A 12,479-nucleotide genomic window follows, 5' to 3' on the forward strand; every position below is an offset into this window, starting at 1 on the left:
AGCGACCGACTGGGCGATCCGTTCCGCGTTTGATCGAACGTGCCTGCGGCAAAATCCGGGTTTCGGGCACTACCATCCGGTGTGTCCGTCAACCGGTCGTGGGCACGGCCGACGCATCCGGAGAGAGGCCCCCATGAGTGGCGATCAGGGCGATGGCGACCTGCCCGGGATGGCAGACTTATGGACCCCATGCGCACGACGCCCTCCCACATCCTCGTGGTCAACGGCACCAAGGTCCGCCGCCCGGTCTTCCTCCTGGGCGCCCCCCACTCGGGCACGGACCTGCTGGCGCGTGCGCTGCGGCGCACCGCCGCGTTCCATGTGACGATGGGACGGCCCGGAGTGGTCCGCACGGTGTACGCCTTCGCCCGGCGTCCCTCGATCGCCAGTGAACGGGGACAGGGCGCGGCCCGAGTGCTGCGCGACGCGTACGCGCACAGTTGGCAGGTCACCCGGGAGGGCTGCGGAGAGTGCCCGGCGGAGTGCCGGGAACTGGGCCGGATCGGGGCCGACGGCACGTGCGGGGATCCGCGAGGCGTCCAGCGGTTCGGCGACGCCACCCCCGACCTGATCTACAGCACGGACGTGCTGCTGGACGCCTTCCCCGACGCGCAGCTCATCCAGGTGATCCGGGACGGCCGCGACGCCGTCGCCGGGATGCTCACCGACGAACGCTGCCTGGCGTGGTTCCGGCCCGGGTTCGCGAACCTCGACGAGGTGTTCCCGAACCCGTTCTTCGGCGTCGAGGACGTGACCGAGCGCCTCCGCTGGCCGCGCGCCGGAGTCGCCGTCAAGTGCGCGCTGCGCTGGCGGGGATCGATCCGGCTCAGCGCCCGGCTCCGGGCGCAGACGCCGGAGGAGCAGCTGCTCACGGTCCGCTACGAGGAGCTCGTGGCCCGGCCGCGGGAGGTCGTCTCGGCCGTGTCCGACTACCTCGGCCAGCGGATCTCCCGCACCGCGCTGTACGGCATCCACGACGGCGGTGTCGGCCGGTGGCAGGAGGATCTGACGCCCAAGCAGATCACTCAGGTCGAGAAGGTCGCCGGGACGGAGCTCACCCGCCTGGGCTACCGGCTCAGCGACCGGTCATCGGCGTCGTGATCCGCCCTCGTTCGGCATAGCGCCAGCCGATCGCCAGCCCGGCCGCGCCGCATCCGACGACGAGTGCGGTGATGCGCCGCACTCCGCGCCTGTTCTTCACCATCGCGCTCAACTCCGCAGTGACGATTCGCCGCCTGCTCTCAGACTCACCAGGACGCGCGACGGCGGCGTTGCCATGAGAATGCGCTCAGGTGAAACCGTTCCAAAGGACTGAGCGGCGCAGGCCCGGTGCGGGGTCGGCCACCGTCCCTCGCCGGAGCGGCGGGACCCGGACGGTCAGTCGTCGGGGCCGTCGTCGGGGCCGTTGTCGCGCAGCACGGTGTCGCCCGACCGGTCGACGTCCTGCCCGGACCGCTGGACACAGTGCACCGCGACGCCGCGATCTGATCCGTGGGAGGAGGCACAGCCGCCCTCGGGCCGCGCAGGCGGACGCTGTCGGAGGGGGAGCGGCGTAACCTCACCGGCCACCCTCTCCCTGATCGCCCGCCGCCCCGTCCAGGCCTCCCCGTCCCCGCGGTGGACCGGCCCACGGTCCCGGTGGACGCGAAAGACCCTCGCCGCCCGGTGATGGGAGAGGTCCGCGTCCGGCGGCCCGGTCTCCTGGCGGCAGCCGGCCACCCCCAGCGCGGCCCCGAACACCGCGCCCGCCACGACGAGCGAACGTCTCATCCTCTCCCCCGATTCGCGTCCCTCAGGGACTGAAGTAGTGCTGCATCCGCGTGACCCGCCCCGCGGCGTCGAACCAGAGCTCGAACATGTGCGAGCGGTCCAGCAGCGGGTGAAGCCGCTCCTGAAGTTTCAACAGCAGCGTGTGGAACTGTTGCGGGCTCAGCCGGACGCCGCGCACCCAGTCGGTGACGCCCTCGTTGGCGATCGGGGCCGACGCCCGGATCACGGCGCCGGAGGCCAGCCGGAGCCGGACGTACTGCCCCACGTTCGCCGGGTGGACCGTCTCCGGTCCTCCGGGCTGCACCTTGCGGGCCGGGGCGAACAGCACCACGTCCGCGGTGGGACCCGCCTCGACCAGGCCGAACACGCGGGACCGGTTCGCGTAGGCCGATCCGGGGGTCTCCGTGCCGGACTCCGCGCTGGGGGACGCCGACGGCGCGTCGGGCACGGGTGGGTCGGCCGCCTCCGTCCGCGCGCCGGTCAGTAGCAGACCACTCACGCAGGCGCTCGCCGCGACGACGGTTACCCACAGTGTCCGTGCGTTATACGCAGCGCTCACGCGGTGGACCTACCCTCCGCGCCACCGCTTACTCCTGGGAATCACGGCACGCGGTCAACGGTCGTGGCCCTCGGGCCGGAAGTCCGTCTCCGGCTCCTGCCCCCGGTCGGCGGACCGGGCCTGCTCCTGCCCTCGGTCGGCGGGCCGGGCCTGCTCCGACCGCGGCCTCCGAGGTGTGCGCTCCCGCGCCTGATCCTTCCCGGTGCTCCGGCCAGGGCGTTCGAGCTCCTCGGCGACGACGCGGCCGACCTGCCGCATCAGCTCGCTGATCGGCCAGAGCTCGACCGGCGGCGGGATATGGGTACAGGGGCGGTCATCCGGCATCACCATGACCGTTCCCTTCACTCGCGTACGGGTGCTCGATGAGATCGTCTACCCGCGATCGGCGGTTGTACGCCACTCCCCCGCCGATGTGCCCGGCTCCGGGCGGGCACCGGCTCCGGGCGTACGGTCGCTCAGTGCACCGCGTCGGGGACGTTCTGGCGGGCGAACTGCGTGTCGTAGAGCTCGCTGTACAGGCCGCCCTCGTCGAGCAGTTCTTCGTGCCGGCCCCGCTCGGCGACGAGACCGTCGTCGATCACGAGGATCTGGTCGGCCTCCCGGATCGTCGACAGGCGGTGCGCGATGACGATCGACGTACGGCCCGCGAGCGCCGTGCTCAGGGCCCGCTGCACGGCCGCCTCGGACTCGGAGTCCAGGTGGGCCGTCGCCTCGTCGAGCACCACGACGGACGGGGCCTTCAGCAGCAGCCGGGCGATGGCCAGGCGCTGCTTCTCCCCGCCGGAGAGCCGGTAGCCGCGATCGCCCACGACGGTGTCGAGACCGTCGGGCATGCTCGCGACGAGGTCCCAGATCTGCGCGGCGCGGAGGGCGTCGGCCAGTTGCTCGTCGGTGGCGCCGGGCCGGGCGTACTCGAGGTTCGCGCGGATCGAGTCGTGGAACAGGTGCGCGTCCTGGGTGACCACGCCGACGGTGCCGCGCAGCGACTCCAGGGTCACGTCCCGTACGTCCTGGCCGCCGATCCGTACGGCGCCGTCCGAGACGTCGTACAGCCGGGACACGAGCTGGGTGATCGTCGTCTTCCCGGCCCCTGAGGGCCCCACCAGAGCGGTCATCGTTCCGGGTTCGACGCGGAAGGTCACCCCGTGCAGCACCTCGCGGCTCGGCGCCGTGTCGGCCCGGGCGATCGACTCCAGCGAGGCGAGGGAGACCTCGGAGGCCGCGGGGTAGCTGAAGACCACGTCGTCGAACTCGATCGCCGGGGCAGCGTCCTCACTGTCCTCGGCGGTCCCGGAGTCGGCGGCGAGCCGGTCCGCGTCCGGCTTCTCGTCGATCATGGGCTTGAGGTCGAGCACCTCGAAGACGCGGTCGAAGCTGACCAGGGCGGTCATCACGTCGACCTGGACGTTCGACAGCGCGGTCAGCGGGCCGTACAGCCGGGTGAGGAGCGCCGCGAGGGCGACCAGCGTGCCGAGCTGGAACCCGCCGTTCACGACGAGCGTGCCGCCGACGCCGTACACCATGGCGGTGGCGAGCGAGGCCACCAGCGTCAGCGCGGTGAAGAAGACCCGTCCGTACATCGCGGAGGTGATGCCGATGTCGCGCACCCGCCGCGCCCGGTCGGCGAACCCCGCCGACTCCTCCTCCGGGCGGCCGTACAGCTTGGCGAGCATCGCGCCGGCGACGTTGAACCGCTCGGTCATCAGCGAGCTCATCTCCGCGTCGAGCTGCATCTGCTCCCGGCTGATCTTCTGCAGCCGCCGCCCCACCCACTTGGCGGGGAAGATGAAGATCGGCGTCAGCACCAGCGCGATCAACGTGACCTGCCAGGACAGCAGGAACATCGTGCCGAGCACGAGCAGCAGACTGATCACATTGGAGACGACCGACGACAGGGTCGTGGTGAGGGCGCGCTGGGCGCCGATGACGTCGCTGTTGAGCCGGCTGACCAGCGAACCCGTCTGCGCCCGCATGAAGAAGGCGACCGGCATGCGCTGGACGTGGTCGAAGACCTCGGTGCGCAGGTCGTAGATGAGACCCTCGCCGATGCGCGCGGAGTACCAGCGCTGGGCGAGCCCGATCAGGGCCTCGACCAGGGCCAGGCCGCCGACCGCGATGGCGAGGCCGAGGACGACGCCGCTCTTGTGCGGCACGATGCCCTTGTCGATGATCGACTTGAGCAGCAGCGGATTGGCCACGACGATCACCGCGGCGACGGCGTTCAGGGCCAGGAACAGGATGAGCTCGCGGATGTAGGGGCGGGCGTAACCGGCGATTCGCCGGACCGTCCCGGCCTTCAAGCGCTCCTTGACGACGGATCTGTCACGGCGGAACGACGCCATCATCATCCAGCCGTTGTCCGGCATGCCCACGGCGACCCTCCCGTTGGGTTCAGCACGTAATCATGTAAGCGTCGGCGACAACGTACCGGACCGGCGGTTGATTCCCACCCTCCGGGACGCGATCGCGGCCCTCACGAACAGCCTGCGCCATTCGCGAGGGCCGCGCCATCGGCCATGCGCCGGAGAACGACTCAGGCTGAGGACCTACGGCGTCGCTGGAGCAGGAGGCCGTTCGCGGCGGCCAGCGCCACACCGATCGCGAAGATGAGCGTGCCCATGACGTTGACCTGCGGCGGTATCCCGTGGCGCGTCGCGCTGTAGACGCAGAGCGGGAAGGTGACGACCCGGCCGGCGTTGAAACTCGTCAGGATGTAGTCGTCGATCGACAACGCGAAGGACAGCAGCGCGCCCGACATGACACCGGGGAGGATCATGGGCAGCGTGACGAGCCGGAAGGTCGTGAACGGGCCCGCGCCGAGATCGCGCGCCGCCTCCTCCAGCGACCGGTCGACGCCGACCGCCCGGGCGCGGACGGTCACGGCCACGTACGCGATCCTTTTGGGAGAACTTCCGTGGCCAGTTCGGGCGCTCGGTAGCTGTGGGGCTGGCCAGCGAGGCGTCCCCGGAGCTGGCGCTGCGCGCGGCGGAGCAGCTCCCGTCGCCGACATCGAGAACCGTTCCTTTTCAGTGTGCAGGTGTTAATTCCTGTTCACTGACGCCCCGAACGGTGGTGGGCGTGCTGGTTGCCTGCGTTCGCCGCATGGTCCGGGGGCGCGCATCGGGTGCGTGGTCCGGGAACCGGGGGCAGGGTCCCTCACGCCCTGGGGTACCTGATGGGGCCTGGGCGGTCCGATGCCCATCACGATCGCTCTGGTCGTGGTGGGGCGGTGTCGTCCGTCGCCGGATCGGGTGTCCCAGGGCGCGTCGCCCGATCGCGATGCTCGCGGCATCGTGACGGGTGATCGTGCGGTTGGGGGTGGTCATGGGTTTCTGCCAGTGCTGGGCGCCCCACTTGGTGGTGTAGGCCGGGTCCACGGCCACGATCACCACACCGTGACTGCTGGCCATCGACACCAGGCGGGCTTTCAGCCGGGCGGTGGGGAATCGAGAGATCAGCTGCCGGAATCGTTTGCGGCGGCCGTGTTTCTCCCGGGTCTTTTCTTGTTCGAAGTGCAGGTCTTCGATCGCTATCGCCGCCACACTGCAGTCCTTGGTCCAGTGCAGCAGTCTGGTGATCGCGTAGCGGATTTGGGCGTCGCGGTGATCGGCCGACCCTGTCAGGTCGTAGAAGAATCGGCGGGGCGCGCCGATCGGGTTTCCGTGGATGTCGAGTCGCCAGGCGGCGAAGTGGTCGTTGTTGGTGTCCACCCCGATCACACCCCGCGTGAGGGCGGCCTGGATCGGGATGATGGTGGCGGGTGGGCGTTGCCAGGACGCGGTGATGTACCAGCGGCCCCGGTCCGGGTTGTAGTGGATGCGGTAGGCCACCGCCCGATTCGCCGCGATCCGGTCCGCCCATTCGACATGCCGGTATGCGAAGGTCGCCGGGGCGGTGAGGATGTACCGGCCGTGGGAGGCGTTCGCTAGATCCGCGAGGGGTGCGGGCAGTTTGATGGAGATCTGGCCGTCGGGGGTGATGCGGATGGTCTCGTTGCCGAACCGTTTCCCGCTCTCCCCATCAGCGGCCAGGAACCAGCGCGCCACCTCCCATCGCGCCCGCCACTGCTCCTCGGTCAGCTCGGCTTCCTCCAGGTTGTGGCGGGTGTTGGCCAGCCGTTTGCCGCCGCGCACGATGCGGACCCGTCCGGCCTGCCAGTCCGCCACCACACCCGCATGCCGGGCCTGCAGTGTGGCCAGACGACGGGATTTGGCGTGCCACTCCTGCGCCGACCGGTACCCGCCCGGTGCGCGTTTGGTCCCGGGTTGCCCGACAGGCAAGGACAGCCGATGCGAAAGCGTGGCGATGCCGGCCTCGAGGGAGTGGATGTGGGTGAGTTGGTTACGACGTGCTAACGCCCACTGATCATGCGTCGCCTTGGTGATCGACCCGGCCCACCGCGACGACGATTCAGCGGTCAACCCTCGCTTACGCGCCGCCCACCTCTCGCTGTCGTGGTCCAGGCCGTCGGAGCACCTCGTCTTCAGATCACCTGAGGCCAACGTCCCCAGATGAGCGCCCACCGCTCGCAACACCATCTCATCGCGGGCGGTCAGACGCCTGAGGCGATCACGGATCGCAACGCCCGACGACCCCGAGACCACGAACGACGCGGCAAACCCACGGCCAGGACCACCGGTCGGGGACGGATTGGAAAACGAGGCTGAACGCACGTTCGAAGGTTAGCCACAGCCGACCCTGACGACAACCCAAAGTAATAACCCAGATCCGCTGTGTTAGCAGATTTGTTGTTGTGCGCGGCCGCCCAACACCGGTCAGGCGCTCAACCGTTCTCATACGCACGCTGCTCGGCCTGGCCGACCCGCCCACGGCCGTGTTCGCCACCGACAGCATCATCTCGCTCGGCGTGCTCACGGCCCTGCAGTCCGAAGACCTGCGGTGGCCCGACGACCTGTCGGTGATCGGCTTCGACGACGCCGACTGGGCCGACGTGGTGCGGCCGGCGCTGACCGTCATCGCGCAACCGGCGTACGACCTGGGCACCCAGGCCGCCCGCCGGTTGATCGCCCGGATCCGCGGCGACCGCTCCGAGCCGCGCGACTACTTCCTGCCGACGGCGTTCGTCGAACGCGCCTCCGTCGGGCCGCCGAAAGCGGTCACGCGGCGAGCCTGAAGGCGTTCAGGCCTCCCAAGCCGGTCACGCGCCGAGGTTGAAGGTGTCCGGGTCCGGTCCAATACGCTCGCCGCGGTTCAGGCGCGCGATGGCGGCCAGCTCGTCGTCGCTCAGCTCGAAGTCGAAGACCTCGATGTTCTCGCGGATGCGGGACGGCGTGACCGACTTGGGGATCACCACGTTGCCGATCTGGACGTGCCAGCGCAGGACGATCTGCGCCGGGGACTTGCCGTGCTCGGCAGCCAGCCGGGCGACGGTGTCGTCCTTGAGCAGGGTGCCGCCCTGGCCGAGCGGGCTCCAGGCCTCCGTCGCGATGTCGTGCTCGGCGTGGAACGCCCGCAGCTCCTCCTGCTGGAAGTACGGGTGCAGCTCGATCTGGTTGACGGCGGGGACGACGTCCGTCTCCTCCAGGAGCCGCCGCAGGTGCGGGATCTGGAAGTTCGAGACGCCGATCGCCCGGGCGCGGCCCTCGTTGTACACCTTCTCGAGGGCCTTCCAGGTCTCGACGTAGGCGTCCTTGGCCGGGAGCGGCCAGTGGATCAGGTAGAGGTCGACGTAGTCGACGCCGAGCTTGTCCAGGCTCACGTCGAAGGCCCGCAGCGCTCGGTCGTACCCCTGGTCGCCGTTCCACAGCTTCGTGGTCACGAACAGCTCGTCGCGCGGCACCTCGGGCAGGACGATCGCCTTGCCGACGCCCGCCTCGTTCTCGTACGCCGCGGCGGTGTCGATGCTGCGGTAGCCCGCCTCCATGGCGGTGCGGACCGCCGAGACGGCCTCCTCGTCGGGAACCTGCCAGACGCCGAACCCCAGCTGCGGCATCGTGGCACCGGTGTTCAGGGTCACGGTCGGGACGGTGGTCACGAGGAAGAGTCCTTCCCTTGTTGTCGTGTTTCTTGCCCTCCACACGGTAGGGCCCCGACCGGAACGCGCCTCCGGCCGGGGCCGGTTCAGCCGCCGAGGGGGTGGATCATCAGGTATTGCCCTCTTTGTCGGTCCCTATTCCGCGGTCGCGGATGGCGACGAGGTCGCGCCGGGCCTCCGGGCCCTTCCCCTCTTCGGCGCCCTCGACGACGAAACCGGCGTCGGCGATCATCCGCAGGTCGTCGTCGCCGGCCTGCCCCTCACTGGTGAGGTAGTCGCCCAGGAAGATCGAGTTGACCACGTGCAGCGCGAGCGGTTGCAGGCTTCGCAGGTGGATCTCCCGCCCGCCGGCGAGCCGCACCTCCACGTCCGGGAAGACGAGCCGGAACAGCGCGAGGATGCGCAGGCAGCGCAGCGGCGTCAGCTCCCAGGTGCGGGCCAACGGCGTGCCCTCGAACGGGATGAGGAAGTTCACCGGCACCGAGTCCGGGTTCAGCTCACGCAGCGCGAAGGCGACATCGATGACGTCCTCGTCGCTCTCTCCCATGCCGAAGATCGCTCCGGAGCACGGGGACAGCCCGGCCGCCGCCGCCTCGTTGACCGTGTCGACCCGGTCCTGGAAGCCGTGAGTCGTGCAGATGTCGCCGTAGCGCTCGGCGCTGGTGTTGAGGTTGTGGTTGTAGGCGAACGCCCCGGCCTCGCGCAACTGCTCGGCCTGGCCCGGCTTGAGCAGGCCGAGGCACACGCAGACCTCGACGTCGCGGGAGGCGATCTCCCGGACGGCCTCGCCGACCCGGTCGATGTCCCGCTGGGCCGGCCCCCGGCCGCTGGCCACCAGGCACACCCGGCGGGCGCCGCGCGCGACGGCCTTGTCGGCCGCGCGCACCATCTCCTCGGTGTCCTGCCAGGAGTACTTGAGGATGTCGGCGTCGGACCCCTTGCGCTGGGAGCAGTAGAAGCAGTCTTCCGGGCACAGGCCGCTCTTCATGTTGACCAGGTAGTTCAGCTTTACGCGGTCATCGAAGAACTTCCGCCGTACGCGCCCGACCGCCGCGACGAGTTCGAGCGTGCCCGCGTCGGAGACGCCGAGCACGGCACGGGCCTCGTCCCGGGTCGGCGCCTCCCGGCGCATCGCCTTGACCACGATCGGATCCACGAGATCGTCCATGGGGCGAGTCTGCCGTGTCGCGCTCGAGGCGCGGAACAGCCACCGGCACAACAGGGCGGACCGTGGCTTGTAGGCGCGGTCTACTTGACGCCGCCGCGCGCTTCAGCCGCCGAGGAGGGGCACCTGCTCGCGGCGCTCGGCCGCCGCCTGCTCCTCGAGGGTGTTGTGCGGGGCCTGCCGCAGGAGCCGCTTGGTCGCGGCCGCCGTCTCCGGCTTGACCTGCAGGATCGCCGCGACGAGGTCGGCGACCGCCGAGTCGAGCTCGGCGGTGGGCACGACCAGCTCGGCCAGGCCGAGGCGGGCGGCCTCGTCAGCGAAGATCGTACGGGTCGTCAGGCAGATCTCCAGGGCCCGGGGCACGCCGACGATGTCGACGAGCGGCTTGGTGCCGGTGAGGTCCGGGACGATGCCGAGCGCGGGCTCCTTCATGGCGAACTTCACATCGTCGGCGACCACGCGCAGGTCGCACGCGAGCGCGAGCTGGAAGCCGCCGCCGATGGCGTGCCCGTGGACGGCGGCGATGGAGACGATGTCGGGGCGGCGCAGCCAGAGGTACCCGGCCTGCAGGCCGGCGATGAACTCCTCGTCGCGAGGGCCGGCGGTGTCCTCTCCGGGAACGCCCTCCGGGCTGAACAGGCGCAGGTCGATCCCTGCCGAGAACGACGGTCCGTCGCCGCGTACGACGACGACGCGCACACCACTCGGCAACGTCTCGCCGATCCGGGCGAGCGTCCGCCACGTGCTGAAGGTCAGGGCGTTGCGCCGCTCGGGCCGGGCCAGAGTGATCGTCGCCACGGCGTCGTCGACGTCGAGGCGCAGACCGGCTCGTTCGAGCTCGGCGGTGGTGAGCGGTGAGTCCGCCATGACGCCCCTTCCGGCGTGTGCGTCGTGGCGGAAAGGCCCGCCACCGTGCCCGACCCTAGCGGGTCGGGCACGGTGGCCTCTCATGCGGTCCGGCGCCGAGAGTTGGGGGGAGCTAGTCCGTTAGGACTTCTTACCGCGGGTAGCCCCGCCGCGTCCGCGCAGATTCACGCCGGACTCGGTGAGGATGCGGTGGATGAAGCCGTACGACCGTCCGGTTGCTGCAGCCAGGGCACGGATGCTCTCGCCGGAGTCGTAACGCTTCTTCAACTGCTCCGCCAACTTATCTCGCTCGGCACCGGTCACGCGGGTGCCCTTCTTTAGGGTCTCGGCCACGAGTACCTCCCGTAGTGATGCGGTGACCGCTGCGTTATCCCCAGCCATGATCAGACATTCGCGCGCGATCGGCTACCCACTACGCCAGAAAAGATCTGCTTCCTTGGGTCAAGGCTGCAGTGCAGGTCAGGCAAGTGCCACGAGATCGGAAAATTCGTCACTCCAGATGTCCTCTACACCATCCGGAAGCAAGATCACTCTTTCCGGCTGCAACGCCTGCACCGCGCCCTCGTCGTGGGTCACCAGAACGATGGCCCCGGCATAGGTGCGGAGGGCCGCCAGGATCTCCTCGCGGCTCGCCGGATCGAGGTTGTTCGTGGGCTCGTCGAGCAGCAGCACATTGGCGCTGGACACGACGAGAGTGGCCAGCGCCAGGCGGGTCTTCTCGCCTCCGGAGAGCACGCCTGCGGGCTTTTCGACGTCGTCCCCGGTGAACAGGAAGGAACCCAGGATCTTGCGCGTCTCCGTCTCCGGGAGGTCGGGGGCGGCGGACCGCATGTTCTCCAGCACGGTACGGTCGACGTCGAGCGTTTCGTGCTCCTGGGCGTAGTACCCGAGCCGTAGGCCGTGTCCGTCGATAAGCTCGCCCGTATCGGGCTTTTCGACGCCTGCGAGCATGCGCAGTAGGGTCGTCTTGCCCGCGCCGTTGAGGCCCAGGACGACCACTCGACTGCCCCGATCAACCGCTAGGTCGACATCGGCGAAGACTTCCAACGAACCGTACGATTTGGACAAAGCTCGCGCCATGAGCGGCGTTTTGCCGCACGGAGCCGGCGCGGGAACCGAATCTTGGCCACCTTGTCGGCCTGACGCTCGTCCTCGACCCCCGCCAGGAGGCGCTGGGCACGGCGCTCCATCTGCTGTGCGGCCTTCGCCTTCGTCGCCTTGGCCCGCATCTTGTCGGCCTGGGCCTGCAGGGTGCCCGCCTGGCGCTCGGCGTTGGCGCGCTCGCGCTTGCGGCGCCGCTCGTCGGTCTCCCGCTGGGTCAGGTAGGTCTTCCAGCCGACGTTGTAGAGGTCGATGACGTTGCGGTTCGCGTCGAGGTGGAACACCTTGTTCACGACCGCGTCGAGCAGGCCCACGTCGTGGCTGATCATGATCAGGCCGCCCTGGTGCGACTTCAGGAACTCGCGGAGCCAGGAGATCGAGTCGGCGTCGAGGTGGTTGGTCGGCTCGTCGAGCAGGAGGGTGTCGGCCCCGGAGAACAGGATGCGGGCCAGCTCGACCCGGCGGCGCTGACCGCCGGAGAGGGTCCGCAGCGGCTGACCGAGCACCCGGTCCGGAAGATTCAGGCTCGAGGCGATGGAGGCCGCCTCCGCGTCGGCGGCGTAGCCGCCGAGGACGTGCAGCCGGTCCTCCAGCCGGCCGTACCGGCGGACGGCCTTGTCGCGCTCGGCGCCCTCGCCCGACGCCATCTTCTCCTCGGCCTCGCGCATCTCCCTGATGACCTCGTCCAGTCCGCGCGCGGACAGGATCCGGTCGCGGGCGAGGACCTCCAGGTCGCCGGTGCGGGGGTCCTGCGGGAGATAACCCACGGTGCCGGATCGCGTCACCTCGCCGGCGGCGGGCAGGCCCTCTCCGGCGAGCACTTTGGTGAGGGTGGTCTTGCCGGCCCCGTTGCGGCCGACCAGGCCGACCCGGTCGCCGGGGTTGACGCGGAACGTGGCTCCCTCGAGCAGCAGACGGGAGCCGGCGCGGAGTTCGATGTCACGGGCGGTGATCACAGTGAGAACGCTCCTGGGGGGCGGGCTGGGAGAGGCGGGGACGACGAAAAGGGCGCCGCCCGGTGC

At 69.9% G+C, this 12,479-nt stretch carries 12 protein-coding genes and 2 pseudogenes; 2 read left to right on the top strand and 12 right to left on the bottom strand.

Features of this window, described 5'->3' with window-relative positions; translation table 11 throughout:
* The first annotated feature begins 189 nt into the window (after positions 1-189).
* Positions 190-1,101, top strand: a complete 912-nt coding sequence (locus ACYVF7_RS35375; RefSeq protein ID WP_460349304.1) for a sulfotransferase family protein — start codon at positions 190-192, stop codon at positions 1,099-1,101.
* Here ACYVF7_RS35375 and ACYVF7_RS35380 read toward each other — a convergent pair.
* The 7 genes and pseudogenes from ACYVF7_RS35380 to ACYVF7_RS35410 all read right to left on the bottom strand — a co-directional run bounded on the left by ACYVF7_RS35380 (position 1,076) and on the right by ACYVF7_RS35410 (position 6,609).
* Positions 1,076-1,204, bottom strand: a complete 129-nt coding sequence (locus ACYVF7_RS35380; protein ID WP_460349306.1) for a hypothetical protein — start codon at positions 1,202-1,204, stop codon at positions 1,076-1,078. The two genes, ACYVF7_RS35375 and ACYVF7_RS35380, sit on opposite strands and share 26 nt — an antisense overlap.
* Before the next feature lie 173 nt (positions 1,205-1,377).
* Complete coding sequence (locus ACYVF7_RS35385; protein ID WP_460349309.1) at positions 1,378-1,770, bottom strand: hypothetical protein; 393 nt, start codon at positions 1,768-1,770, stop codon at positions 1,378-1,380.
* Between the two features lie 22 nt (positions 1,771-1,792).
* The gene (locus ACYVF7_RS35390) at positions 1,793-2,329 is read right to left on the bottom strand and encodes a hypothetical protein (protein ID WP_460349311.1); all 537 of its coding nucleotides are present in this window, start codon (positions 2,327-2,329) and stop codon (positions 1,793-1,795) included.
* Between the two features lie 54 nt (positions 2,330-2,383).
* Positions 2,384-2,659, bottom strand: coding sequence for a hypothetical protein (locus tag ACYVF7_RS35395; RefSeq protein WP_460349313.1), 276 nt, complete (start codon positions 2,657-2,659; stop codon positions 2,384-2,386).
* A 125-nt stretch (positions 2,660-2,784) separates the two neighbouring features.
* A complete protein-coding gene (locus ACYVF7_RS35400; protein ID WP_460358283.1) occupies positions 2,785-4,695 on the bottom strand; it encodes an ABC transporter ATP-binding protein in 1,911 nt (636 codons plus the stop codon).
* A 167-nt stretch (positions 4,696-4,862) separates the two neighbouring features.
* Positions 4,863-5,225 (bottom strand): annotated as a pseudogene (locus ACYVF7_RS35405) (ABC transporter permease); the annotation flags it as partial.
* A gap of 130 nt (positions 5,226-5,355) precedes the next feature.
* Positions 5,356-6,609 (bottom strand): nuclease/transposase family protein, encoded by a 1,254-nt coding sequence (locus ACYVF7_RS35410; RefSeq protein WP_460349315.1) that lies wholly within the window; start codon positions 6,607-6,609, stop codon positions 5,356-5,358.
* A gap of 473 nt (positions 6,610-7,082) precedes the next feature.
* On the opposite strand from ACYVF7_RS35410, the gene ACYVF7_RS35415 reads away from it, so the two are divergent.
* Positions 7,083-7,463: a substrate-binding domain-containing protein gene (locus tag ACYVF7_RS35415; protein ID WP_460349317.1), complete on the top strand. Its 381-nt coding sequence runs from the start codon at positions 7,083-7,085 to the stop codon at positions 7,461-7,463.
* Positions 7,464-7,487: 24 nt separating this feature from the next.
* Here ACYVF7_RS35415 and ACYVF7_RS35420 read toward each other — a convergent pair whose 3' ends face one another.
* The 5 genes and pseudogenes from ACYVF7_RS35420 to ACYVF7_RS35440 form a co-directional block, all read right to left on the bottom strand.
* Positions 7,488-8,282: an aldo/keto reductase gene (locus ACYVF7_RS35420; protein WP_460358286.1), complete on the bottom strand. Its 795-nt coding sequence runs from the start codon at positions 8,280-8,282 to the stop codon at positions 7,488-7,490.
* Positions 8,283-8,433: 151 nt separating this feature from the next.
* Positions 8,434-9,492 carry a biotin synthase BioB gene (gene bioB / locus ACYVF7_RS35425; protein ID WP_460349319.1) on the bottom strand — a complete coding sequence of 353 codons (1,059 nt, stop codon included), beginning with the start codon at positions 9,490-9,492 and terminating at the stop codon, positions 8,434-8,436.
* Between the two features lie 102 nt (positions 9,493-9,594).
* Entirely contained in the window at positions 9,595-10,356 is a 762-nt protein-coding gene (locus ACYVF7_RS35430) for an enoyl-CoA hydratase/isomerase family protein (RefSeq protein ID WP_460349321.1), read from the bottom strand.
* A 120-nt stretch (positions 10,357-10,476) separates the two neighbouring features.
* Complete coding sequence (locus ACYVF7_RS35435) at positions 10,477-10,689, bottom strand: helix-turn-helix domain-containing protein (RefSeq protein WP_141961196.1); 213 nt, start codon at positions 10,687-10,689, stop codon at positions 10,477-10,479.
* A gap of 126 nt (positions 10,690-10,815) precedes the next feature.
* A pseudogene (locus tag ACYVF7_RS35440) lies at positions 10,816-12,413 on the bottom strand (ABC-F family ATP-binding cassette domain-containing protein).
* Between the last annotated feature and the right edge of the window lie 66 nt (positions 12,414-12,479).

The sequence above is a fragment of the Actinoallomurus acanthiterrae genome, assembly GCF_054775715.1.